The organism is Brevibacillus sp. BC25 (assembly GCF_000282075.1).
Classification (GTDB): Bacteria; Bacillota; Bacilli; order Brevibacillales; family Brevibacillaceae; genus Brevibacillus.
This window is the reverse complement of record NZ_AKIX01000052.1, coordinates 1-24,469: the sequence shown is the minus strand read 5'-3', so window position 1 is coordinate 24,469 and position 24,469 is coordinate 1. Positions and strand designations below refer to the sequence as shown.

Sequence of the window (24,469 nt, the reverse complement as noted above, 5' to 3'; positions counted from 1 at the left end):
CTGACTCTACTTACTCAGAATCAGTCCTCGTCATTTTCATCATCGTCGTCTTCGTCGTCTTCGTCATCATCAGCCGAAGAGAACGCCAACGTGTAAACATAAGGATCTTTGTCGCGATCATCTACCCAGACAATGCGATTTCCACCCATCCGCGGTTTTTCAACTTCCGCATCATCATCCCACTCGATATCGCTAAATGACCCCTCTTCGAAATCATACAGCTCAAAGTAGAACTGTTTACCTTTCCCGGATAGACGATTGTCTTCAAACAAAATCATATTTCGTGAAGCCTGTGGATTTTTCTGGTCGCCTTCCGTATAGCGTAACAGCGGATTGACTTTTTGACGGTCGATGTTGTAATAATACAAATCCCAACCTGTTTTGGAATTGCCAGTATCTTCGCTCCAAACCACGAAATCATCGCCAATTTCTGCTTTCTCTACTTTTACGTTTTTACGAATTTCTCTTTCTCTATCTTCCTCGATATCGTAGAGAACGATCGTTGCATTCTTTTTGCCTTCTTCGACTACCCAGGTTGCATAGTCCTGATAAATATCAACGCTTAACGGTTCACTTTTCAGCCTTGTTACCTCAGTATGCTTCCCAGTGGACAGATTTGTGATGATCACTTCTGCTCTGCGATCGACATTGACCCACAATAGACGCTCTCCATCGATTTCATAAAACTTCTCACTCGGCTTTTGATCATCATCTTCGTTTGTAACCTGCGTTTGGACACCTTTACGAATATCGTAGGAGAAGAGTGTGTCTTCCCGCTGATCATACCAGACAACAAAACGAGAACTTACGACAGGGCGAGCTGCATCGTGATCTGGGTCACTGATGGCTTTGCTCGTTCCTTTTACCATATCGTAAAGAACGATGGCATTGTTTTTCTTAGACTTGGATACATAAGCGACATAACGATCGTGACCAACTGGATCAATCGGATCGCCACCTACATTCCCCAGTGGAACTTGCTCTTTTTCGTCCAGATCATACAGGTGAAGCTGGAGCTTTTTATTACTGTCCTTTTTGGCATACAAAACGTAGTCACCATAAATTCGCGGCCCTACATTTCCATACAGGTTGGAGTCAATCTTCTTTTTGGACGATTTATCGACGGTACGATAGATCAGATCATTACCGTCAGCATACACATAATCGTCTTTGTACGTATGTACAAATTCTTTGTCAGTCGAACCGTTCGTCAATTCTTTGTTTCTGCCATTGCTGATGGTATGCACGTAGATTTGATTATAGGAGCGATTCTCGTACAAAATTTTGTTCGTGGAAAGAGTAGGACGTCCTTGATCGCCTTTTTGGACGACAGCCGCCTTTTCTTCTTTGGCTTTGATATCGTAATAGTAAATATCGCCGTTGCCATCACGATCATCTTCCCAGGCGACATATGCATCGCTTACCACTGGGTTGCTTGCTTTTCCACTCGCAGATACGACCTCTGTATCTCCTGTAGAAATTTTGTACAGATATACATCCCCGTTATCTGTCCAGACAACGTTTTTATCTCCTATTTCCACTCCATCGACAGAAGCTGACCCGTCTGACAAACGGGTTTCTTTTTGCTTTGCGATGTCATACAAATAGACGTCTGAACCTCCGTCACGGGAATCGATCCACACGACGTACTCACCATCGACTTTTGGATTCGTCTTTTCAGATTCCTTTTCGCCAATTTGAGTTTGCGTACCTTTATCAAGATTGTAAAGGGTTACGGTTTCTTCCCCTTCAACCATCCATACGGCATATTTTTTGGAAATGTCATATCCGGCTCCGGAAATTTCAGGCTTGCTTGCGTCGATTTTTTCTTCATCACCAATACTGTAGGCAAGCGCCGGTGTCCCGCTCCACAGAGATGTGACCAAAAGTGCAGCGGCCAACATTCCCTGCATCGGTTTTCGCTTCATGAAACAATTCCTCCTTTTACAACGATTTTCACACTTCTCCATTATCCTCCATACGGAAAAGGTTGTCAAAAAAAACAGGCCTCAACTTAGGCCTGTTGACTATTTTTTTATTCTTTTTCTTGTCTTTCACCAGGTCGACAGTCACAGTTGCATACCGCATAAAGCGTTTTCACTGAATTACATTCAAAATGCTCGATGATGGTTCCGCAAGTCTGACATACGATAGTTCCCATCTATGTCCCCTCCGCATTCAATTGATTCACATATTATCACAAATGTTATGTTACATTCATCTTAATATGCCATGTCATTCGGAGTCAATATGCATTTGTCGATAATTAGTATGTCACATTAATGCGAAATATTGTCATTCAACCAGTTCACGATTTTTTGCAAGACTTCTTCCTTTTCAGGCTCATTCAAAATTTCGTGCCGCAAGCCCGCGAATCGTTCAAACATTTGTCCATCTGGAAGGCCCGCTGTAAACTGCTCCACTGCATCCGCATCAACCAATGTATCAGCACCAGCCTGCAAAACAAGGACAGGATGCTTGATCCGATTTCTTTCCTCCCACGCCTTTTCCATAGAGCGATTCAATTCCGTGAACCATCTGACACTTACCTTGGAATAATTGAGCGGATCGTTCTGATAAGCAGCCTGAACAGCTTCGTCACGCGATACCATGTCAGGAGTAATTCCATTAGGCATGACAAGTGTTGGCCAGACCTGATCGAGAAACTGTGCCAATTGCTCTTTCCACGCCGGTACAGTCAGTTTCAGTTTTAAGCATGGAGATGTTAGAATTAAGCCAGCCAACTCTTTACTCTGCTCATCCGTCTGAATAAATCGAGTCGCGATGAGCCCCCCCAGACTATGCCCCATTAAAAATACTGGCTTCTCTCCTGACGCATCAGCAAGAGCGGTACTCGTCCACTCACGTACACGGGACAAATAGTCTTCGAATGATTGAATATGCCCCCGTCTCCCAGGAGAGCGCCCCCATCCGGGCAAGTCTTCTGCATATACGTCCCAGCCTGCCTGATTGAAATAAGCCGCTACATGCTCATAGCGCCCATGATGCTCTCCCGTTCCATGGACGAGAACAATCGCTCCCCGAGAATCTTTGGCCGACCATTTATGTACACCCATTCTCCCTGTTCCTCCTACTGCTTGATTTCTTTCGATTATACTAAAAAACGGAAGGCCGTATTTTACAGAAAAACCAAAACGAGCAGAAGATAAACTTCTGCTCGTTTGCTAATACTGATTTTCTTCAAATGGAATGGATGGTAAATGTTCCTGCAAAAACTCAGCAAGTGCGACTGCCTCGTTCTCTGAATCCAGCCTGAAAATTTTTTGCAGGTATCCTGGATTCACCGCATCTTCAGAACTGAGAAGAGTCGATTGCCCTGTCTGCATACAGATCACCAACGGCTTCCCATAAAACTTGTGTGTAAATACCATGCCAAAGTCGTAGCGTGTTCCCTCTGAAATAAATCCAAGGAAACGTACATTAGCATTCTCCGAAACGTCGTATAAGTGGTCGTAGTGCTCCATCAGCAATCCCTCCTCAACAGTATTTTGGCCTCCGAATTTCGTAAAATATTCGGATTATTCACTAGTATAAGCGAAATATCACGTTTTTGCCACCCAAACAGCATCATTTACCAGACGCGTTGGGTTAATGACCCTGTCTTCCCCTTCTTGAATCCATCTCACTTTTTCTGCACCATGCAACGATTGCGCGACAAAGGAGAGACATTCAAAGAACAGTTCAACTACTGCTGTACTGTATCGTTCCTCCATTTTCTCCAATGCATACGTCAATCTAAAAATATCTGGTACACTTCTTCGACTGGCTTCCAATACTTCTTTTCCTTTTTCAGTCGGGTATACGTGAACCACACGCCCATCCAACTCCGACTTTTCGATCGTCACCATGCCTTTCTCCATTAATTTCTTGATATGAATGACAATCGATGAGGGATGCCAGAAGGTCCAATCTGCAATTTGCGTGACGCGTACACCTTCATAACAGTAGATGATCCAGAGAATGTTTAACTGTACGGAGGAATCCAATTCGGCTTCCTTCGCTGCCCGCTCCCAGTCTTCTTTGTTCACCACATCGATGGCGCGCATGGTGTTTAAAGCTTCGAATACGTGTCTAATTGAGGCCTCCTGCATGCGTATATTCCTCCATGATCCTTTATCGTTCATCTAATGGCATATTAATATGATATATATTTTACACTTTTCAGAAAAAACGCGCAATTGTTTTCGGTCACCAACTGCCTCATTGCCAAAGAGTGGAAGACAATGCTACACTTAACGCACAGAATACCGGTACTAGGAGTGAGTGCAGTCGTGAAACTTCAATCGGCCTACATCTATTTCGTTGATGGTTCTACCTCAGCATCTGTAAGTATTGACGACGTGAAAGCCAAGTTTACGCGATACGTTGACATGACCTCAAAAACAGGAAAGCAGTTGGGCTGGACCTATGCTGACGCCGCTTTCCCTTACACCCTAGAAGAACGCCCTGAAGGAAAAGACTCGTGGTTCCTTCTCAAAGGAAAAGATCTAAACATGTATAAAGCTATCGTTGTTGGAGTCGGTAGCAAAAATGAAAACGGTTCCGAAAAGCACTACATACAAGTGTCCCTCCCTGAATCGGCCACACATGGCGATAAAAACAAGGCGAATGAGTACTGTCGATACTTGGCACGTGATTTTAAAGCAGAGCTCCATCTCTTCAACAAGCGCATTCAATACTTCCAACCTCGAAAGCCATAAAGAAAAACGTAAAAACAGTCGAGAAATATCGACTGTTTTTTCATGTTCAAGCCTATTCCCCCTGACCTCTTTTTTTCATACGAATAACAAAGACTGGAAAGGGGTGTGCTTATGGAGGCGCAAGCATTTATTCAGTTGGTTGCTGACCATGCCAGAAACTCTTATCTGAACCATCGTATATTCCCCTCCATTATCATAGCGCAAGCCATACTCGAGTCAGGTTGGGGTAAAAAAGTACCTGTTGACCCTGCCACTGGGACATCCTCGTACAACCTCTTTGGAATGAAGGGAACGGGACCTGCCGGCTCTGTCCCCATCGAAAGCAAAGAGGTGGAAAACGGAAAGACGGTCACACGTACTTCCCAGTTCCGCGCTTATGAAAATTACCAGCAATCCATGGAAGACCATGCCCAGTTTTTACGTAAGCCCGCATATAAAAACGTGCTGGCAGCCGCTACTCCTGCACAAGCCGCACAGGCTTTAGAAGAAGTCGGCTACGCTACCGATCCTGCGTACGCTGAAAAGCTGACGCGCCTCATTCAAACGTACAACTTGCCTCAGTACGATCAATTCGCCTCAGAAGTGCCACAGGCGTTTCCTCCATGGAAATTGGAGCTGGGCAATCGAGCGTTACAGGAGGGCTTGCTGACCTCGCCTGAATGGCTAAATAAGTTAGACGAACCAATGCCAGTATGGGCTGTTTTAGCGGTTGCCCTGCGACTGCTGGACAAACAACGAGAGAAGCCATGAGTCATATATAAAAATCAAAAGCCCCATTGCCACAAGCAAATCTCGTGGATAATGGGGCTGTTCCGTATAAAAATGCAGTTGCCTCAGTCGTACGTTGCTTGAGCACGTTGATCAAATCATTTGAGACCTGGACAGCGAATAAAACCTTCCGTCCACCATCCGAATTCCCAGATCGACGCAATATTCCAATCCTTGCGTCACTCCGTACAAAATCCATTCGGAAGAACGGTGGTTGATATCAAAATCAGTGTAAAGGTCAGTGCCATCATTTCGGATCTCTTTGCGGTACGTCACATCAAAAAGGCGTAGGACAAAAGGCAGTTCAGCAAACGGAATAGCAAACTTTCGCTCTATTTCTTGCTCGAACTCCTTCGTCATGCTCCACTCTGCCTGAATGGATTGCTCATCTTTCCAGGCAATGCGTATACTCGGGCCTTCTACATCCGTGGACGATCGCGGGGGATTTGTCTCCATTCGCTCCCATCGTTCCTTTCTTTCATGTACTTGCTATCACCAAGTATATTGGCTTTTCCGTATATTATAGCACGGGGACATACAAAGTGGAAACGCATCCAAGCCATAATTTTTAACGTCCAACTGTAAATGTATTTTCCCCGACGGTTACATAAGAAGTGAATTTCTCGGATTTCATTTGAACTTGTACTTTATAAGTGCCGTATGCTTCGAGTTTCGTAGATACAAAAGGCTCAGAAAAATAGAAGCTGTTTGCATTTTGTGTGGAGTATTTCCACTCTTTCCCTTTGGACACTTCTTTGCCATCCGGTCCGACCAACACGAGTTGCATGCGCAAGTCTTTGGCTACAGGCGCGTCATCAACCTCTACGAACACGTTAAACGTACGAGGCACATTTTTGTCGCTGTATCCTTTGACAGGGTTGCTGAAAACGACATTTTTATTGCGGGTCTGCTGAATTCCTTCGACCACAATAATATTTACGTTTGGCTTAATCACTTGCAATTTGCCAGATTGCTGATCGTAATCGGCGAAACCACCGAGCTTGTTCACTATTGTTTCTACCGATTCGGCCTTGGATGCTGGCATTTCACTCGCTACGGTTTCCGCACCGAAAAATACGCGCATCGCACCCTCTCCCAGCGCAGTAGTGCTCCCCACCCCTGCTGCTACAGTCAACGCCAACAAGGCCGATAACCATGCTTTTTTCATGTCAATAATCCTCCTGTATGTGTGCGCGGCAGCGCTTGTTTTTCCGGAATTTCTTCTCTCTAGTTTATACGTTTGGAAAAGGAAATAGTTGTGCTGCCCTGATAAGTTTTTTCAACAATATCCACAATATCCACAAGCACAAAAACCTTAGGAAGAAAGACTTATGCACAGAGATGTTAGTAACTACTTCTTACTCTTGACCAGAATCAGAATACGTTTGGGAATGACACAGAAAAAAGAGCGGCTATCCAGCCACTCTTTTTTGCTCCTGACACCTGCTACTCCTGTTGCGAAAGCCATGTAAAATACCGGGAGACCAGTCGAATAGCCACCTCGATCGCGTCTTCGTTCGGCTCAATTTTGGAATGGTGCAAGCCGTATGGCGTTTGCACACCCAGCCAGAACAAAAAGCCGGGAATTTCTTTCAAAAAGTAACCGAAGTCTTCTCCAGTCATGGCTTCCTTGCAGGTAATGAGAGTTACATCTTCACATTGTTCCTGTACCCATTGCATGAAGTCTGTCGTTAGCTGCTCCTCGTTGTAAACCTGGCAGTAGCCAACACCGTAGTCAATCGTTGCCTGGCAATCAAAGCCTATTTCCACTCCCTTAACGAGAGATTCAATGCGGCTCTTGACGAGTGCCATCGATTCCATAGAAAAGGTTCGGATGGTCCCTTCTAGCCTGGACTTCTCTGCGATGATGTTCTGCTTCGTCCCGCTCTCCAGCTTGCCAATCGTTACGACAGCTGAATCCAATGGATCCATATTGCGCGAAATAATCGATTGAAGCTGTGTCACAAGATGGCTTCCTGCAACCACCATGTCATTCGCCTTGTGCGGGAAGGCTGCATGCCCACCTTTGCCAACCAAATCAATGTACAACTCAGAAGTGTTGGCAAACAAAATTCCTGGCTTCGTCGCAATATGACCAACTGGATATTCTGGCGCGATATGCAAGGCAAAAATGCAGTCCGGTCGCCACCCTGCAAACTCTTCACTTCCCATCATCGGCTCAGCACCGCCAGGACCTTCTTCTGCCGGCTGGAAGAGGAACAGCAAATCATCTGCTATCGGATGCTGGGTAAAATGCGTCAGGAGGCCAAGAGCAATTGCCATATGCACGTCATGCCCGCATGCATGCATGTATCCTTCATGAAGCGAGCGAAACGGGTAGGACGTTTCCTCTACGATCGGCAGGCCATCCATATCCGTCCGCCAGGCAATTGATCGTTTAGGCTTTGTTCCTGCCACTTTGACCAAAATGCCTGTCCGCCACGTTTTGATCTCGATTCGCTCTTGGGGCAGCTTTTTCAAATAATCGAGCAAGTATTGTTGCGTCTTCACTTCAGCGAAGCCTGGCTCCGGTATTTGGTGCAGGTCTCGGCGAATTTGTGTAAACAAGGAAGTCGTCATGCCCTACGCCTCCTTTTTCGTACCTGATCTTACTTTTAATTGCTCCTCAAACACGGCAAGGAAACGGTCCACATCGGCTTTTGTCAACGTCAGTGGCGGAAGCAAACGAACAATCGTTTTCTGCGTCACGTCAACGAGAATTCCTTCGTCAAGCAACGCTTGCTGCAAGTGGCTGACCTCTTCCGGGGTGGAAGAGAGCGGAATTCCAACCATCAAGCCTTTTCCGCGAAGGGATTGCAGCTGATCCGGAAGACGCGTACGCAATGCTTCCAAGCCCGACCACAGGTATGCAATGACTTCTTCTACGTGAGCGATGAAGGCTGGATCAAGCAATTCGTCCAACACGACATTCCCCAGGGCAGCAGACAGTGGTGATGGTGCGAACGTCGTTCCGTGATCCCCCGGTTTGAACTGGTTCATCAGCTTTGGACCAGCAATGACACCGCCGAGGGGAAGCCCTCCCCCTATACCTTTGGCGAAAAGGATAAGGTCTGGCGTTACGCCTGCATGCTCATAAGCAAACAGCTTTCCTGTTCTGCCCATTCCTGTCTGGATCTCGTCCATGACAAAGAGCATGCCTTCTTGTTCACAGATCACAGCTACCTCTCGCAAGAATGCTTCCGTTAACGGCACGACACCGCCGGAACCCAAGACTGGCTCCATGAGGACCGCAGCAGGCCTTGCTTCTTGGCAAATCGCTCGCAATCCTTCCGTGTCTTCCACATCCAGTTCATAAACAGGAAAAGCCGGCTGAGGAAAGTCTTGATAGACGTGAGCCTGTCTCGTCAAACGCACTGCTCCGAGTGTTCGCCCGTGAAAGCTGTTGCGTAAGACAACGATGCCTTCACGACCTGCGCCCTCGTTCTTCGTCCATTTGTGAATCAGCTTGATCGCAGTCTCTGTAGCCTCTGCACCAGAGTTGGTGAAAAACACCTTCCCACTAATGCTGTTCGCAACCAGACGCTCGGCCAAACAAATAGCCGGCTTGTTTAAAAATACATTGGAAATATGCAAGAAGCGCTCTCCCTGCTCACGCAAAGCCTGTACAATGCGCGGATGAGAATGCCCCAGAACGTTTACCGCGAGTCCGGTAAACAAGTCGAGATAGCTCTTCCCGTTCGTATCGTACAAGTAATTTCCTTCGCCTTTTTCTATGGCAATCGGAAGTCTTTTGTAAGAGGAGACGATATATTGTTCATCGAGCGAACGCCAGTCCATGTGCACTCTCTCCCTTACAGCTGACGTAGCTCCTGCTTGATCTCTGTCTTGGAACGAGTTTTTTCATCGATTTGCTTGATCACACGTGCAGGCGTTCCCGCAACTACTACGTATGGAGGTACATCTTCAATCACGACAGCACCCGCTGCAACGACAGCACCTTTTCCTACGCGTACACCTTCCAGAATGACAGCATTTGCTCCGATGACAACATCGTCCTCGACAACAACTGGCTGTGCAGATGGCGGCTCGATAACGCCCGCGATAACTGATCCCGCGCCGATGTGGCAGTTTTTCCCGATGGTTCCACGTCCACCTACTACAACATTCATGTCGATCATCGTACCTTCACCGATCACTGCACCGATGTTAATGGAAGCACCCATCATAATGACCGCATTGTTACCGATTGTCACTTGGTCACGGATAATTGCGCCTGGCTCAATACGCGCTTGAATCCCTTTTGTATCCAGCAATGGAATAGCGGAGTTGCGACGGTCGCTTTCTACCACATAATCTTCAATTTTGTCTGCGTTAGCCGCGAGCACTGGCTCAATCTCTTTCCACTCACCAAAAACAACACCAGTAGGACCAGTAATGAAAGCTTTGGAGCTCGCACCGAAGTCGATTCCCTCCAGGTTCCCTTTCACATATACCTTCACTGGTGTTTTCTTTTCGCTTTTTTGAATAAACGCGATAATTTCGTTAGCATCCATCATGTTCATAGTTACATCCTCCTCAAAATAACAGCATGGTAAATCAAAAAAAGCAATGAGTGCATTCGCTATCTCATTGCTTTTGATACTACATAAGCAAATCATAAATAGCGCTCCACAAAAAGACTTGAGGTCCCTTGTGACAGGATGATCATTTTTCATGAGACACCCCAGCCTGTGCTACGTAGGGGCATAGCATAAGCTTCGGCGCTTTAGCCTTTCTTCCTTCTCCTGCCCCCTGGCAGATTACGAAAAGACTTACTCTTCTTCGGCGCACCTCTATTTTAGAGTACATTATTATAATTTTATTTAACTCTACCAAAATCAATGAAACGTGGCAATAAGAAAAAAGTTATTGACAACGATTCTCATTTTCATTAATTTTATTTGTGAGAATGATACTCATTATCTAATTGGAGGTCCGTTTTATGAGCATTTTGATGGTATACGCGAGCATGACAGGGAATACTCAGGAAATTGCTGAAGCAATTGCAGAAGGTATTCGTTCAACTGGTGCTGAGCTGGAGATAAAAGAAGTGATGGATGCGAACGCAAAAGAACTCGAAGCTTACGATGGAATCTTGCTTGGTGCCTACACATGGGGCGATGGTGAACTGCCAGACGAATGCCTGGATTTTTATGAGGAAATGGACGATATTGACCTCAGCGGGAAAAAGGTAGTTGCTTTTGGCTCTTGCGACTCCGCTTACGAGCATGTCGGTGCAGCTGTTGATATTTTGCTGAAAAAGGCGAGCGAGCGTGGTGCGGAAACTCCTTTGGAAGGTTTGAAAATCGAGCTTTCTCCTACTGCAAAAGAAGTGGAAACTTGCAAAGCATTTGGGGTATCGTTTGCTGAATTGCTCGGCTAATTGATGTTTCCCAAATACTCTGGCACATGATATACTATCAATCCAACTTTTTAAGGAGGATTGATCTCATGTCACTACATACAGACGAGATTCTCTTACGGCCTCTCCAACAACAAGACGCAGCCGAGCTCCTAGAGCTTCGGCTGCGTAATCATGACTTTCTCCAACCATTTGAACCGATCCGCCCCTCGTCATTTCTAACCCTCCCAGGACAGCAAGAACAGATTTCGCAAGCACAGAATGATTTTGAACGTGGCACAGCCTATGCTTTCGGCGTATTCACCCGAGAATCCGGAAAGATGATTGGACGTGTAGCGTTGTCGAATGTCGCACGCGGCGCGTGGCAAAATGCTACGATTGGCTACTTTATGGATCAGGAGTGCAATGGCAAAGGCTATACGACATCAGCAGTAAATCTCGCCCTTCATTTTGCTTTTTCTGATGCTAAACTGCACAGGGTACAAGCTGCTGTTATGCCTCGCAATCAAGCTTCCATTCGCGTCTTGGAAAAAAACCGTTTTCGCCAGGAAGGGCTTTCGTTACGCTATTTGCAAATTAACGATGTATGGGAGGACCATCTCCTCTACGCTCTTACAGTTGAGGAGTTGTCTCAGTAATTTCCTCGCTCTTTTCGCTCTCACGCAGCCGCTCCAGGATGCGCCGTTTGCGGTACAGCATCATCCCCGCTTCGGCGACATCCTGTACGGTTGAGCGGTTCAAATACGCCCCAAACAAAATACCTGCAATGGGCACCATTTGAAATAACTTTTTCCACCCAAAGTTCTCTGTGTACGTTACCACGACTTCACGCCATCCCTGCAATTGCGCCATTACCTCTCTCTGCGCATTTGGATCATCAAAGCGGGAGAGCTCAGCGAGTATCGCTTTTTTCCCTACGATATCTGATGAAGCAAACTGCAAGCATTTGACAACGAACAGCCGCTCCCTCTTCTCTTCAGGTCGATAGCCATAGGCAAGAGCCATCTCTTGTAATACTTTTAGGGATGTACCCATCAATAACGGGATATCGATCGCGAGGGTAAAAATTCCTCCGAAGCCAGTCGTGGCACCTTGTACCGTGGCAAAATTCGCACGTGAATCCTTTAGCTCCATTGCGACATTATTCATGATCGTAAGCGGTACAGCAGCAATCTCCTCTTTGCCAATAACAGACGTGCCCTGTCCCTCTAACCGTTTGCCAAACCTCTTGTAAATCGGTTCATCCTGCACCAAATAAGTTCCACCTGTCTCAAGAAAGGCTGCCATTTCATCTACGGCTTTTCCCAGCTTCTCTTGAACGAATGCAGGCGTAATCCGATCCAACAGAACAAAAGGAAGTCTGCCAAGCTTTTCCCAGAACCACAAGTCGTTCTGGTCCTTCTCCCAAGCCTCCACTTCACGTAATGCCGTAACTAATGTCTCCCTAGACTCCCTCAAATCCAACAACCTCCCTGGCTGCTCATTCAGATACTCCTCGCCTCCACTGACATTGGTTGCGCAAGATAGACTTGATGTAGTCCTGCAACTCTTCTGATGTGGCGTGAGAGACGAATTCTTTTTTATTTCTTACGATTCCCAGCTTCAAATGTTTCACTTCCTCTCCTTCGATCCGAAACCCGAACTTTTCCAAGATCGCTTTCTGCTCGTTTGTCACAGGACTTCCTCCCCTTGTAGTCGAAAACCCCCATGCCAAAATGCAAGGGGGTCTACCTACCTACTTCACTTCAATTGTAATCGTCAATGTTTCATTGCGCTCATTTACATCGGTTTTCTTATTGTACTTTCTTTTGGAGTTGATAACCGTGCAGGTCTTGTTTGTGAGCGTATTCGTTACCTTGATCTTGTATTCTCCAGGCTTATCCATATCGATATACCTTTTCAAATTCAGTGATTCAAGCCCCTCGCCATCGTCGCCATCACCTTTGCTAGGCTTGATGCTAGCGATCTCTTCCTCCCCGGAAAAGATCTCGATCCGATTTTCTGAGGAAATGGTACCGTTACTGTGCTTCCGACTGGCACCAATACCGATCTCGCCATGTTTCCATTCAAATTTCGGCATATAGTAGGCCTTCTTTTCGCTCTTATCCCTGATCTTTTTGGATCCGACAAGCTCAGCATGAGTAGCGATCAGCCTTAGTTCTTCCCATTCTTCGAGATCATCGCCTGCGTTCACGGTAATCTTTTGTCCGTCCCGGTATTCCTTGCCGCTCTCGCTTCGAAGAAGAAGTGGTGAACTTGGCGGACTTACGCCTGTATCACCCGGCTCACATGCCGGATACGACTTGATTGGAGGCAAATCTTCTATCACTTGAACGTAGCTGCACCATACTTGCGCCGGGTCTCTTTTGCTGTAGTAGTTGACTTTGTAGCGCCCTGGCTTATAGCCGGACAACAGCAATGCCGTGTGATCCCAATTCAATTTGCTCTCATCGACAATGACGTTATCGATCGCCCATACACCCGGCCCCTCATCATCATCCGCTTCGCTTCCATATTCGACGTGCTCGGCAGCAGTTGCCAGCCAGATCACATGAACAGGATTCTGATACAGCTTGACTGTATTATCAGAGGAATACAGGTTCATCTTTTCTACCCTCGGTGTTGATTGCTCGTTCTGCTTCATCAACACATCCATCGTAACATTTCCATTAGCAGGGCCGCAGGCATTTGGTGCACCTGGTATTTGTATTTGAACCGTTGTCGCCGAAGTATCGCCCCACATAGACGATGTCTCTTTTTGCGCCGAAACAGGCTCAAAGGTAACAGCGATTGTGATTCCAGCCAGTCTCTCAGGAATGTCCACCTCAAAATGTTGCGCGTCTGTCAAGGTTTGTCCTGTTCCGTTCACCGACCATCTTCCTGGGATGGGCGAATACAATGAAACCTTCCCTGGTGCTGCTGGAGCTGTTATTTTCTGATCTTGCGTCAGCTTTTGACCGCTTGTATCTGTTCCCATGTACAGCTCTGCAACGCCTACCTGAATCGTCGTCATCCAAGGTGACATGGTTGTATCATCTGGAACAAAGAGGAGTTCATATTGCCCCGTCAACAATGTCCCCGTCGAAAATACTGTCGCAGGAACAGACCTCATCTCTGTACTCGTGGACTTATTAGTTAATTTCCATGTGCCCGGTACAGAACTGGTAAAGTCATGTGAACCCATCATTCCAAAAATCGCCGTTTGCCCGCCACTTGGTACTGGTTCTCCCTCTGCCTTTTCCCCATTAAATATGCTCGGGTAATTTTTGGCCTCTACCAGAAATCGCACATGCAATGTGCTGCTCTTCCCCTTGTCATCCGTCACAATAAAGGTCAAGGTATGCGAGCCAGCAGACAGCTTTTGTGCTGGAATAGTAAACCGAGGTACTTGCCATTTGAAAGAAGTCTGAGACGAGGTATTTTCGGCTTGATACTCCGATAACTCTACGCCATCCAATAAAACTTGCTTTCGATTGAGGTTGGTTCCAGTTCCATAAGTGGTCTGTATCACGTCAATATCAAGTGGTGTCTCTGGAGGAAGAATAAACTCGTCGTTCTTCACCCAGTTCCAACCATTTGAATCCAGTCCTGCAACCTGATAATCGTTAAAGATAACCATATCGTGAACAGGCTGCTGCCGGATTGGCTTTGATACTTGGCTGTTTTTTTTCATGGATGCTGTTGCCCCGGCCCCCATGGCTGACGGTACTGACACACCTGATAAAAAGGTGCCCGTTGCCAAACACACTAAAAGTGCTTTTACAACCCATTTTTTCACGAATTGTCCTCCTACTTTCTTCCTTACAATTTTTCAACTGTGATCATTCGACAAAAACGGCGAAATATCCTTTACAATCATAAAGCTTTTTCGCGCGCTTGATATAGTTAAATACTATTCGGTTTATAATTTATATAGATTTGACTTATATCTCCCCAGTCGGTAAAAATGGATGAAAAGGAGGGGAATCAGATGGTACAAACCAATCAATGGAATGCTGGACTGTACGACGCCAAAATGAATTTCGTTTCTGAATACGGCAAAGGGTTAGTGGACTGGCTACAACCGGCTCCTGGAGAAAGCATTCTTGACTTAGGCTGTGGAACAGGCGACCTGTGTGCTCAACTATCGCTTGCAGGATCAAATGTGACAGGAATCGACTTTTCTACCGCCATGATTGAGACTGCTTGCCAAAAATATCCTCAGTTTGCCTTTGAAGTAGCCGATGCGCATACATATCGTACAGATGTCAGTTACAACGCTGTCTTTTCCAATGCCGCACTCCACTGGATGAAACGCCCTGCAGAAGTCGTTGAAACCATTTGGTTGGCTCTTGCTCCCGGCGGACGCTTTGTTGCCGAATTTGGAGGACACGGCAATTGCGGACAAATCACAAAAGCATTACGAACTGTATTGGCGCGAAAAGGAATATCTGCTGATGAGCGCTTTCCTTGGTATTTTCCCAGCATTGGAGAGTACACGACCCTTTTGGAGAAGCAAAGCTTCCATGTCGTACTTGCCTCCCATTTTGATCGTCCGACAGTCATGGCTGATGGGGACTTGGGGCTTTCCCATTGGCTGAATTCTTTTTGCAGTCCTTTTTTTGCGGGACTGTCCTCAGATGAAATCCAGCAAGTATGTAGGGAAGTCACTGACTTACTGCGTCCTGCCCTGTTTCAAGAGGGTCACTGGGTGCTCGATTACAAGCGTATTCGCGTCCTTGCCCATAAGAAATCAGAGAATGATACTCTTCATGGGGGAGCTGCACGATGACCCGTATTGCCTGTCTCCATGGACATTATTCGAATATTTCCCTCTTATCAGATGCGTTCGCAGCCTTTGACGTAGAGCTCATTCATTTTGTTGATCCAGGTTTACTCCTGCAAAATGCGGGAACCCCTATCTATACCAAGGAACAAGCACATGTCAAATTACGTGATCAACTAGCCTGGATGCAGAGCTGCGCGGTCGATGCAATCGTGATCACTTGCACGCAGTATGCCGCACTGGTAACACCAGAGGATGAGGCAACTGTCACTGTTCCCATCTTCACAATCGATGGACCTTTTTTTCACGAGCTTGCCCGGCATTCTACGCCACAAGTTCTGCTGTTCTCCAATCCCGCTACTGTCCAACCTACGATGGAGCGTCTCGCGCAATACGCCCACTCCCACAACCTTCATCCAGAGATACAAGTAACCATCGTTGAAAATGCTTTTGCCCTACTCATGGAAAACAAGCAGGAAGCGTACAGAGAAGCGATTAAAGGCGACCTGTATCAACTCCATCAAACGTTTCCAGACCATCCTATTGCAGTGGCACAGCTCTCCATGGCACCTGTTGCTGATCAGTTTGCGAAGGAAAACGGCTGTACAATTTCCCATCCTTTACATAGTTTGACGTCGCAAATGTCCGCAACGTTACGATTGCGTTCAAACCGTTGAAAAGTGTACGCGTGTAAAAAACAGCCCCGTTTGCTCAGGTCTTTGGCCAGTGGCAACGGGGCTGTCGCTATAAACGAATTCGATTGGCTTTTACATGCCTTCGGAGTTGGTCACCAGAACCTCTTCTCCCTCTTTCAAGCCGCCTTTGATTTCAATAAAATCATATCCTTCAATACCGATTTCTACGTCTTTCGGCATTGGATCTCCGGTACTCGGATCTTTCACCATTACCGTTCCCTGACCTGGCCCCAAAATTTCAACCGCATTGCTGGGCAAGCGCAGGACATTCTGTGCTTGGGCGACGATAATATCGTTATCTCCCGTCATCCCATGCTTAAAATCAGCCTTGTCTAGCAGCTCCACTTTTACCGCGAAACGAACTTCCTTTTCTTCCTTCTTTCCTTCTTTCGGGAGCTCTACGACTTTGCCTTTAAACGGCTCGGTACCAAACGCATAGACATAAACATCGACATTTTGTCCGATTTTAATCGCGGGAATATCAAGCTCTCCAACGGCTGCCATAAAGTAAACAGAAGTCGTGTCCATAATAATGGCTGCAGGTTCTGACCCTGGCGCTTCGCCTTCTTTTACACCTAGCTTGGTGATTACACCGCTAATTGGCGCTGTTACTTGGTTCTTCGCAATTTCACGTTTTTTCTGCTCCATGTTCAATAAAGACGTTTTTAGCCCGAGCTCTTTTTCCATCAGCTCCATACCGGACGCTTCCATATCCATCTTGAACAGTTGTTGTCCTACTTTGACTACATCGTCCTTTTTTACGTCGACCTTGCCAATTTTTCCGTGAGTACCCGCCAAAATTTCTATTTCATCAGGCAACTGGAATTCTTTCTGATTACGGCTTACATATAAGAGGCCCTTATCATCCGTATACTGTACCACACCCTTGTCCCCAACATAAATGGCCCCAGGCTTCTTAACCAATACCTCGACATTGTGAATACCGCCAGCACCTTCTACTTTTTCACCTATTCTATCCACTTCCGTGACAACACCATCTACAAAATACATGGAAGTCGGAATGAATACCTTCACTTTTTGACCTACACTGAATCGTTCAGACTCATAGGAGGTAAATTGCCCAATTATTTTCAAATAGTCGGTATTAGCAAGCTTGACTACTACCTGCTCCGGTCTTACATCTTGCCCTTCTTCTACAAGGACCTCAACCACTTTTCCTTCTTTAGTAGCCGTGATCTTGTCTTTCTTTTGTTTAATTTCACTTAGCTCTTTTTTCGCCTTTAAAATGTCCAGCTCCAGCTTTTGAATTTCTAACTGTGCATCCGAGCTATCGATCGTGAACAAAACATCGCCTTTTTTTACGGACTGCCCTTCCTTAACTAGCACACGTTGCACCTTGCCGCTGAGCTCTGGCTTGACTTCCTCTCGCGCCTTCGCTTCCACTGTACCTGCTGAGTTGATCGTCTTCTTCACGTCACCACGTTCCACGGGCGCGGTCGGGAAGTTCGGTTTTTCTTCAGGCTTTTCTTCTGTAACCTCTTCGCCCTTGAAGTACGAATAGCCGTAATAGCTTCCTCCTCCAAGAACGGCCACGACCGTGGCGATAATGATCCATTTTTTCTTGTTCATCTTACGTTCCTCACATTTCATCACTTATTCAGATCGAATTGCTTGCAGTGCACTTAAACGAGACGCACGGATCGCCGGGAAGATTCCCGCCAACACCCCAATAATAAAGGAGAAGCCAATCGCAAAGAATGCCAGCCAGCTCGGAATGACCGCCAATTTTGTTGGCTCAGCCTCTGGATCACCACTACCACCACCGTAGCCCATGTTCAGACTATCCAAGAGACCGCCAGACGCTCCGAAGTAATTCACGAGCTCAACCGCTCCCCACGCCATGCCGAGACCAGCCAGTCCACCTATTAAACCAATAAAGCCTGATTCCATTAAGAACAGCCAACGAATATTCAACACAGTGGCTCCGATTACTTTCATGATACCAATCTCTTTGGTTCGCTCTAAAATCGACATGATCATCGTATTGACGATTCCAATGGTTGCGACGAGCAAAGAGATTGCTGCAATTCCTCCGAGGACCATCTGAATCACGAAGAAGAAGTTATTGATGGTTTCCAGCTCACGTGCAGGCGACCATACTTCAAAGCCCTTTTCCTTCAACGCTTTGACTACACCCTCGACCTTTTCACGAGATTCTACCTTGACTGTAATTCTGTCAAATTCAAAGGTATCCTTTTTGGCTTTATCGCGTGAACGGCGCGATGCTCCCTCTTCGACTTCGTCACCTCGACTGCGCGTAACCCACTCGTTCAGCTCTTTCACAACGCTAATCGGTACATAAACCGCGGCTGACGAGTTACGTTCTTCAGACTTCTTTAATTGACCGACAACCTTCACACGCAGTTCTTTTTTCTCGTATTTCGGTTCATCGTCGATGCGATATTCGCGTGACAAGATGAGAGTCCCTGCTCTGTCTACGAGATTGAAGGCCAGTGCTTCTCCGCCCCCTATATCAGGAGGTGGCATCTGGGACATTTCATGCCGTCCAGCTCCGGCCTTTCTTCGCCGTTCCTCGCGCTTTTCCTTTTCTACGTCGCGCAATTCTCTGGATACATCGAAAGCAACCACTATCTCTTGTGGGGCCCCTGTCAGATAGCTTCCTTTTTCAATGTCATTTTTGCGATAGGCAGCCGACTCATTCACATCCACCCCAATAAGCTGTACGTAACCTTCTCGTCTACCTACCTTCAGCTTCGCTTGTTCTCGTAATTCTTTTATCGGCATAACTGCCTGAATACCAGGAATCTTTTTTAAATCCTGCACCGCTTGCATATTCAGCTTCTTGACTTTATCCTCTGGAACATCAATCCATTCGCCATTTTCCTCGTACCAACGCAATGGCTCGACGTCCATCTCTGTCAAGTTACCGAAGTTCTCCAAGCTTTTTACCGCACTTTCCTTAAGCCCTAAACTAAGTGCCATCATCGCGACGATTGCAGCCGTCCCGATCATGACACCAACCGATGTGAGGGCTGTCCGCAGCTTCATTCGCCACAGGTTCCTCCAGACGATGCGAAAAGAATCCATTACCTTCACTGTTTGTTCACCTCATACCCTCGCCTACGCTGGTCTTGTCCTTTTTTGTACAACCCGTCCGTCCTGGAGATAAATGACGCGGTCGGACTGTTCCGCTACTTCCTGCTCATGGGTAACGATGATGAACGTAGTCCCATTTTCCTTGTTCATTTCTCTCATTAATAGGAGAATCTCTTGTTCCGTCTTCGAGTCCAGGTTCCCCGTCGGCTCATCCGCCAAGATAATGCCAGGCTGATTGACGAGCGCTCTCGCGATACTGACACGCTGCTGCTGTCCACCACTAAGTTCATTGGGTCTGTGGTCGATACGACCTTCCAGCCCTACGCGATGTAGGATGTCCGTTGCTTTAGCCCGACGTTTTTTCTTGCTTTCGCCTGCAAAAATCAAGGGAAGTTCCACGTTCTCCAATGCTGTCAGATTTGGGAGCAGATTGTATGACTGGAAGATAAAGCCCATATTTTTACGACGAAACATGCATAGTTCATTTTCGCTGTAGCTGGAAATCTGTGCTCCGCTAACCGTGACACTCCCTTCCTCCGGCTTGGTCAAACCTGCAAGCAAATTCAAGAGCGTAGACTTGCCTGATCCCGACGAGCCACACAAAGCCACGAATTCTCCCTTGTTGATATGAAGGTTGATATCATACAGCACGGGTACTTTGATTTTTCCCGTTCCGTAGCTGTGATTGACCCCTGTCACCGTCAGCTCTCCTGTTGAATTGACCATCGTTTGTCGCACCTCATTCGTTCTTTCAAAATGGAAACTTTCGTAAACATCACATACTAAAGACGTAACATTTCGCAAAACGTAACGCTTCTTTCGGAAACAATTTACGATTTACAGAATAACCATATATTCTTCAAAAATATGTAACAGCTATGTAACCTTTTGCAGGCTGTTACGTAATACAATGTAGATGTCAACAAACCATGGAGGGTCGAAGAAGATGACTATCTATCGCTTTTTATTTGAAACAGCAACACGCAGATGGGTTGAAATCATCAAGGCACCCAGTATGTTTGAGGCAGCAAAGCAAGCCAAACAACTTGCAACCAAGCGTTCCAAGTCCATGTCCACTACCATCAGCTTCTCTTTTCACCACGCTGCTTCTCAAGCATAAATGCACACATACATAAACCGCTTGCCCGCTATGGGAGGCGGTTTTTATATTTTGGGGATATTATTGACAGCACCGATTTCTTCCTCTTTAATATAGAGAGAGGCATTACAGTGCATGACAGTATAGATCCGCTTCGATTGTGCAGCGGTATACAAAGGGAGATAATCACAATGACCATGAAGAAAGCACTCACCATTGCAGGTTCCGACACCAGCGGCGGAGCTGGTCAGCAAGCAGACCTCAAAACGTTTCAGGAGCTTGGTGTTTTCGGGATGACCGCCCTCACCGTTATCGTAGCCCAAGATCCACATAATGAATGGTTTCACGAAGTGTTTCCGATCGATGTCGCGATCCTGGAAAAACAAATCGAAACCGTACTCGCAGGAATTGGCGTAGATGCTGTAAAAACAGGGATGCTCGGAACCACTGAACTGGTTGACCTCGCTACCCGTAAAATAAAACAATACGATTTGAAAAATGTTGTCGTTGACCCTGTGATGATCTGTAAGGGTGCAGATGAAGCACTCCATCCAGAAATTGCAGTCAGCCTGCGTGAAGTCTTGCTCCCGCACGCAACAGTTGCGACTCCTAACCTGTTCGAAGCTGGTATTCTCAGCCAAATGGGCGCACTGAAAAGTGTCGATGACATGAAGGAAGCGGCAAAGCGCATCCACGACTTCGGCACCTCTTATGTCGTTGTAAAAGGCGGCAGCAAGCTTCAAAGCGGCAATGCCGTAGATGTTTTCTATGACGGGAAAACAATCGAGGTATTGGAATCAGAGCGCTTTGAAACGAGCTTTACTCATGGTGCCGGCTGCACGTTCTCAGCTGCAATCTGTGCGGAATTGGCAAAAGGAAGCTCCGTACACAACGCAGTAGCTGTTGCCAAAGAATTTATTACCGAAGCGATTCGCCACTCGTTTGCGCTCAATAAATATGTGGGACCTACTAATCATGGTGCGTACCGCATGAAAAAGCACGGCGAAGCGATTTGCTAATTACGTCCTTGTAAACAAAAACTCCTGACCATATCCGAGTCTTCCTCGGTGGGTCAGGAGTTTTCTTACGTTTACGCTTGTTTTTTGATAGCGACCTTGGGATTGATTAGGGTAGCTTTTCGTTTCTTGTGTACGGAAGACACCGTAAATACGATGAGCGCAGACCAGATGAATCCAAAGCTGATAAGATGTGTTTGGGTGAAAGGCTCTCCAAACAAGAAAACAGCTGATAAGAGCGATATGGTAGGCGCCAAGTATTGAATGAAGCCCACAACGGAAAGCGGGAGTCTAGCCGTTGCTTGGGCGAACCAGTAGAGCGGCATGGCAGTAGCTACCCCCGCCAACGTCAGCAATAAAAGCTGCCACCATGCTAAGGATGTCATGGTCTCCGTGCCATTGACCTGTAGCATCAACAGATAACCGAAAGCAATAGGAGCCACAAACAGCGTCTCCCACGCCAGTCCGATCATTGCCTCCATCCGGACAAGCTTTTTCGCCAAGCTGTAAAAAGCAAAGGTCAGGGCAAGTGATAGAGAGACCCAAGGAATCTCACCGTACTGGAAGGTGATGAACATGACTCCAAAAGCCGCGAGTATTAGCGCGAGCCATTGCCCAGCATGCATTTTTTCTTTTAAGAAAATGACTCCGAGCAGTACGGTGATGAGAGGATTCATGTAGTAGCCAAGACTCGTTTGCATGACTTGATCGTTATTCACTGCCCAGATAAAAATGAGCCAGTTTGCGCTGATTAGCAGTGAACATATCGCTAATGCTGCGAACATTTTAAAACCAGTAACCGCTCTCCACATACTACGCCAGCGTTTCGTTACCTGAATAATGATTGCGACAAAAATAATCGACCAGACGATTCGATGAGAGAGTATCTCCCATGCCCCCATTGCCTGAAACAGCTTCCAATAGAGCGGGAGTAACCCCCAAGCCAAATACGCCACAATTGCGTAAATAATCCCCTGTCTCATCCTTGCTCCTCCATGTGTTTCGCCTTCTCTTTCTCTATTGACGACTTTTTAAACTTCTTCTCTATGGTGTAGTGTAACGGAAATATGAAAAAACAGCTATGTATTCTCACATAGAATAAGGAGTCAATTACACTTTCATCCGTTACCATATTACCAATGCATGCAGCTAGCTAATTACCTTAGTAGCACAGTAAAGAGCGGACAAAAATTTTATTGTACCACTTTTAGACCTGTAGTACAATAGTCATTATTCTTCCGAGTTTAGTCATACGAAAGGAACTTTTACTTATGACATACTGGCGATCTATCTTCTTAGTTTTACTTGGTGCGTGCAGTTACGGTGTCCTCTCGATCTTCATGAAGCATGCTTTTCAACTCGGCTTTACGCCCTTTGAAATGAGCGGAAGCCAATTGATTTTTGGCGGATTGATCATGACGGTCATGGCCATCTTTTTCTCCAAGCAGCGGTTTTCGTTCAAGTATTTCTTGCTTTTGGCACCAGCCAGCCTCATGATGGCCTCAACCAGTCTTTTTTACCATCAGGCTGTTAGCCGGGTCTCTGCTTCGCTCGCAATCGTTCTTCTCTTTCAGTTTACCTGGATCGGTGTCTTGCTGGAGGCGATTGTGGATCGCAAATGGCCGACCGCTGAAAAATGGGTGTCTCTGGTTATGCTTGGAGCAGGGACGGTTCTTGCAAGCGGACTTGGCGAAAGCGGCATTCAGAATGTAGACATGGTCGGACTGATCTTCGGTCTGATGTCGGGCGCGACCTTTGCCTTGGTTATTTTCTTCAGCGGGCGAATTCTCCCTGGAATGGATCCATACTTGCGAAGCGCGATTTCGATTAGTATGGCTGCCCTGATGCTCTCGATCGTTTATCCACCGACTTTCCTGGTAAATGGTCAGCTTCTGCAAGGTTTGCTGCCACTCGGTCTTTTGGTTGCGATCTTCGGTTCGGTCATCCCGATCTTCTGTTTGGCTGTCGGTGTTCCGCGGATCGGCAATGGACTGGCTACCATTTTAAGTGCAGTCGAATTGCCTACAGTCGTACTCTTGTCGAGTTTCGTGCTTCAAGAGACTGTATCTCTCCCTCAATGGGGTGGCGTATTCATGATCCTCGCTGCCATTTGTGTACCGCAAGTAAAATGGCGGAAACTATTCTCCCCTTCTCACACCCTCGAGCAGGAAAGAATGTAGCGCCGTTTCCTATACAAAGCTTTAGCGTGCAGACGAGCTGGTTCTGCACGCTTTTTTGTTGATACACCCCCTTCTCTATAGAAGGAAGGTAGATTCACTGACTCGAATCTATATGCAAAGACTGCCCAGAAGATACAAGCTGCTTACAAGGATCGATTAGAAGAAGAATTTCCCGCAACTGAATCCGGCATGCATACGATTGCACAAGTGCTTGTCCGAACGATCTTTCACGAAGGGGTGCACCTCGCTTCCCTCAATACAATCCGGAGGTTTCTATGCAAATGAATCAGAACATAACGCCGATTTTTCGTATGTTTGACGTTGAGAAGGCAAGAGAGTTTTATGTGGAGTTTCTAGGTTTTCAAATTGATTGGGAGCATCGTTACGAGGATCATTTTCCGTTGTACATGCAAATTACTTCTCCATGGTGCACGCTTCATCTATCCGAGCATCACGGGGATGCTTGTCCTGGCTCAGCGATTCGCGTACAGGTAGAGAACATTGAGCTTTTTCATCAGTCACTGTTGCGTCAAGGATACAAGTACGCTCGTCCCGGTCTAGAGGAGACGCCGTGGGGAACGCGTGAAGTGAGCGTGACCGATCCTTTTGGCAATCGTCTTCATTTTTATCAGCCTGTTGATCAATCGTAAGACAGATATAAAGAAAGCCCAGCCGGAGTTCCTTTACAGGAGCCACCGCTGGGCTATTTCATTTTACATTTTGAACATATATGGGGCGATCGATGGGACTTGAACCCACGAGTGCCGGAGCCACAATCCGGTGCG

The 24,469-nt window shown here is 46.6% G+C and carries 27 protein-coding genes and 1 riboswitch; of the genes, 10 read left to right on the top strand and 17 right to left on the bottom strand.

Annotated features, from left to right (window positions below; genetic code table 11):
- Nucleotides 1-20: 20 nt before the first annotated feature.
- The 5 genes from PMI05_RS15400 to PMI05_RS15385 form a co-directional block, all read right to left on the bottom strand.
- A complete protein-coding gene (locus PMI05_RS15400) occupies nucleotides 21-1,928 on the bottom strand; it encodes a hypothetical protein (protein ID WP_007723215.1) in 1,908 nt (635 codons plus the stop codon).
- A gap of 107 nt (nucleotides 1,929-2,035) precedes the next feature.
- The gene (locus PMI05_RS30070) at nucleotides 2,036-2,161 is read right to left on the bottom strand and encodes a GapA-binding peptide SR1P (RefSeq protein WP_007723214.1); all 126 of its coding nucleotides are present in this window, start codon (nucleotides 2,159-2,161) and stop codon (nucleotides 2,036-2,038) included.
- A gap of 118 nt (nucleotides 2,162-2,279) precedes the next feature.
- Nucleotides 2,280-3,077: an alpha/beta hydrolase gene (locus PMI05_RS15395; RefSeq protein ID WP_007723212.1), complete on the bottom strand. Its 798-nt coding sequence runs from the start codon at nucleotides 3,075-3,077 to the stop codon at nucleotides 2,280-2,282.
- 108 nt (nucleotides 3,078-3,185) lie between these two features.
- On the bottom strand, nucleotides 3,186-3,485 hold the full coding sequence (locus PMI05_RS15390) for a DUF3055 domain-containing protein (RefSeq protein ID WP_007723210.1): 300 nt from the start codon (nucleotides 3,483-3,485) through the stop codon (nucleotides 3,186-3,188).
- A 78-nt stretch (nucleotides 3,486-3,563) separates the two neighbouring features.
- Nucleotides 3,564-4,112, bottom strand: coding sequence for a MarR family winged helix-turn-helix transcriptional regulator (locus PMI05_RS15385; RefSeq protein ID WP_007723208.1), 549 nt, complete (start codon nucleotides 4,110-4,112; stop codon nucleotides 3,564-3,566).
- Between the two features lie 180 nt (nucleotides 4,113-4,292).
- On the opposite strand from PMI05_RS15385, the gene PMI05_RS15380 reads away from it, so the two are divergent.
- Together PMI05_RS15380 and PMI05_RS15375 are read left to right on the top strand one after the other, a co-directional pair.
- Nucleotides 4,293-4,721 (top strand): DUF1885 family protein, encoded by a 429-nt coding sequence (locus PMI05_RS15380; protein ID WP_007723206.1) that lies wholly within the window; start codon nucleotides 4,293-4,295, stop codon nucleotides 4,719-4,721.
- Between the two features lie 111 nt (nucleotides 4,722-4,832).
- Complete coding sequence (locus PMI05_RS15375) at nucleotides 4,833-5,471, top strand: glycoside hydrolase family 73 protein (RefSeq protein ID WP_007723205.1); 639 nt, start codon at nucleotides 4,833-4,835, stop codon at nucleotides 5,469-5,471.
- 111 nt (nucleotides 5,472-5,582) lie between these two features.
- Here PMI05_RS15375 and PMI05_RS15370 read toward each other — a convergent pair whose 3' ends face one another.
- From PMI05_RS15370 to dapD, 5 genes are all read right to left on the bottom strand, one after another.
- Nucleotides 5,583-5,945 carry a DUF4912 domain-containing protein gene (locus tag PMI05_RS15370; protein WP_007723202.1) on the bottom strand — a complete coding sequence of 121 codons (363 nt, stop codon included), beginning with the start codon at nucleotides 5,943-5,945 and terminating at the stop codon, nucleotides 5,583-5,585.
- 112 nt (nucleotides 5,946-6,057) lie between these two features.
- Nucleotides 6,058-6,657 carry a hypothetical protein gene (locus tag PMI05_RS15365; protein ID WP_007723201.1) on the bottom strand — a complete coding sequence of 200 codons (600 nt, stop codon included), beginning with the start codon at nucleotides 6,655-6,657 and terminating at the stop codon, nucleotides 6,058-6,060.
- Nucleotides 6,658-6,935: 278 nt separating this feature from the next.
- Nucleotides 6,936-8,069, bottom strand: a complete 1,134-nt coding sequence (locus tag PMI05_RS15360) for an N-acetyldiaminopimelate deacetylase (RefSeq protein WP_007723200.1) — start codon at nucleotides 8,067-8,069, stop codon at nucleotides 6,936-6,938.
- A gap of 3 nt (nucleotides 8,070-8,072) precedes the next feature.
- Nucleotides 8,073-9,287, bottom strand: a complete 1,215-nt coding sequence (locus PMI05_RS15355; protein ID WP_007723198.1) for an aspartate aminotransferase family protein — start codon at nucleotides 9,285-9,287, stop codon at nucleotides 8,073-8,075.
- Between the two features lie 14 nt (nucleotides 9,288-9,301).
- Complete coding sequence (gene dapD, locus PMI05_RS15350) at nucleotides 9,302-10,012, bottom strand: 2,3,4,5-tetrahydropyridine-2,6-dicarboxylate N-acetyltransferase (protein WP_007723196.1); 711 nt, start codon at nucleotides 10,010-10,012, stop codon at nucleotides 9,302-9,304.
- 91 nt (nucleotides 10,013-10,103) lie between these two features.
- A riboswitch (Lysine riboswitch) is annotated at nucleotides 10,104-10,293 on the bottom strand.
- Nucleotides 10,294-10,431: 138 nt separating this feature from the next.
- Between dapD and PMI05_RS15345 the strand changes: the two genes are divergently transcribed.
- Together PMI05_RS15345 and PMI05_RS15340 are read left to right on the top strand one after the other, a co-directional pair.
- Nucleotides 10,432-10,872 carry a flavodoxin gene (locus tag PMI05_RS15345; RefSeq protein WP_007723194.1) on the top strand — a complete coding sequence of 147 codons (441 nt, stop codon included), beginning with the start codon at nucleotides 10,432-10,434 and terminating at the stop codon, nucleotides 10,870-10,872.
- A gap of 68 nt (nucleotides 10,873-10,940) precedes the next feature.
- Nucleotides 10,941-11,489: a GNAT family N-acetyltransferase gene (locus tag PMI05_RS15340; protein WP_007723192.1), complete on the top strand. Its 549-nt coding sequence runs from the start codon at nucleotides 10,941-10,943 to the stop codon at nucleotides 11,487-11,489.
- Here the strand turns inward: PMI05_RS15340 and PMI05_RS15335 are convergent.
- Genes PMI05_RS15335 through PMI05_RS15325 form a run of 3 tightly spaced genes read right to left on the bottom strand, consistent with a single transcriptional unit; the run spans nucleotide 11,464 to nucleotide 14,629 of the window.
- Nucleotides 11,464-12,318 carry an EcsC family protein gene (locus tag PMI05_RS15335; protein WP_039960858.1) on the bottom strand — a complete coding sequence of 285 codons (855 nt, stop codon included), beginning with the start codon at nucleotides 12,316-12,318 and terminating at the stop codon, nucleotides 11,464-11,466. The genes PMI05_RS15340 and PMI05_RS15335 overlap by 26 nt on opposite strands.
- A gap of 13 nt (nucleotides 12,319-12,331) precedes the next feature.
- Nucleotides 12,332-12,526, bottom strand: coding sequence for a hypothetical protein (locus PMI05_RS15330; protein WP_007723188.1), 195 nt, complete (start codon nucleotides 12,524-12,526; stop codon nucleotides 12,332-12,334).
- Nucleotides 12,527-12,586: 60 nt separating this feature from the next.
- Nucleotides 12,587-14,629, bottom strand: a complete 2,043-nt coding sequence (locus PMI05_RS15325; RefSeq protein ID WP_007723186.1) for a hypothetical protein — start codon at nucleotides 14,627-14,629, stop codon at nucleotides 12,587-12,589.
- Nucleotides 14,630-14,821: 192 nt separating this feature from the next.
- Here PMI05_RS15325 and PMI05_RS15320 point away from each other — a divergent pair, with 192 nt between their 5' ends.
- Together PMI05_RS15320 and PMI05_RS15315 are read left to right on the top strand one after the other, a co-directional pair.
- Nucleotides 14,822-15,622 (top strand): trans-aconitate 2-methyltransferase, encoded by an 801-nt coding sequence (locus PMI05_RS15320; RefSeq protein WP_007723185.1) that lies wholly within the window; start codon nucleotides 14,822-14,824, stop codon nucleotides 15,620-15,622.
- Nucleotides 15,619-16,293: a hypothetical protein gene (locus PMI05_RS15315; RefSeq protein ID WP_007723184.1), complete on the top strand. Its 675-nt coding sequence runs from the start codon at nucleotides 15,619-15,621 to the stop codon at nucleotides 16,291-16,293. Before PMI05_RS15320 ends, PMI05_RS15315 begins: the two co-directional genes overlap by 4 nt.
- A 90-nt stretch (nucleotides 16,294-16,383) precedes the next feature.
- Here the strand turns inward: PMI05_RS15315 and PMI05_RS15310 are convergent, their stop codons facing one another.
- The 3 genes from PMI05_RS15310 to PMI05_RS15300 are packed head-to-tail and all read right to left on the bottom strand — an operon-like array spanning nucleotide 16,384 to nucleotide 20,115.
- Nucleotides 16,384-17,901 (bottom strand): efflux RND transporter periplasmic adaptor subunit, encoded by a 1,518-nt coding sequence (locus PMI05_RS15310; RefSeq protein WP_007723183.1) that lies wholly within the window; start codon nucleotides 17,899-17,901, stop codon nucleotides 16,384-16,386.
- A 24-nt stretch (nucleotides 17,902-17,925) separates the two neighbouring features.
- Nucleotides 17,926-19,389, bottom strand: a complete 1,464-nt coding sequence (locus tag PMI05_RS15305; protein ID WP_039960852.1) for an ABC transporter permease — start codon at nucleotides 19,387-19,389, stop codon at nucleotides 17,926-17,928.
- A gap of 24 nt (nucleotides 19,390-19,413) precedes the next feature.
- On the bottom strand, nucleotides 19,414-20,115 hold the full coding sequence (locus PMI05_RS15300; RefSeq protein ID WP_007723179.1) for an ABC transporter ATP-binding protein: 702 nt from the start codon (nucleotides 20,113-20,115) through the stop codon (nucleotides 19,414-19,416).
- Nucleotides 20,116-20,335: 220 nt separating this feature from the next.
- Between PMI05_RS15300 and PMI05_RS31105 the strand changes: the two genes are divergently transcribed.
- On the top strand, nucleotides 20,336-20,509 hold the full coding sequence (locus PMI05_RS31105) for a hypothetical protein (RefSeq protein WP_007723176.1): 174 nt from the start codon (nucleotides 20,336-20,338) through the stop codon (nucleotides 20,507-20,509).
- Between the two features lie 170 nt (nucleotides 20,510-20,679).
- Nucleotides 20,680-21,507, top strand: coding sequence for a pyridoxine/pyridoxal/pyridoxamine kinase (pdxK, locus tag PMI05_RS15295; protein ID WP_007723175.1), 828 nt, complete (start codon nucleotides 20,680-20,682; stop codon nucleotides 21,505-21,507).
- Between the two features lie 71 nt (nucleotides 21,508-21,578).
- Here pdxK and rarD read toward each other — a convergent pair whose 3' ends face one another.
- On the bottom strand, nucleotides 21,579-22,487 hold the full coding sequence (gene rarD / locus PMI05_RS15290; RefSeq protein ID WP_007723174.1) for an EamA family transporter RarD: 909 nt from the start codon (nucleotides 22,485-22,487) through the stop codon (nucleotides 21,579-21,581).
- Between the two features lie 288 nt (nucleotides 22,488-22,775).
- Here rarD and PMI05_RS15285 point away from each other — a divergent pair, with 288 nt between their 5' ends.
- Nucleotides 22,776-23,684 carry a DMT family transporter gene (locus tag PMI05_RS15285; RefSeq protein WP_007723173.1) on the top strand — a complete coding sequence of 303 codons (909 nt, stop codon included), beginning with the start codon at nucleotides 22,776-22,778 and terminating at the stop codon, nucleotides 23,682-23,684.
- Between the two features lie 281 nt (nucleotides 23,685-23,965).
- On the top strand, nucleotides 23,966-24,334 hold the full coding sequence (locus tag PMI05_RS15280; protein WP_039960870.1) for a glyoxalase superfamily protein: 369 nt from the start codon (nucleotides 23,966-23,968) through the stop codon (nucleotides 24,332-24,334).
- Nucleotides 24,335-24,469: the final 135 nt, after the last annotated feature.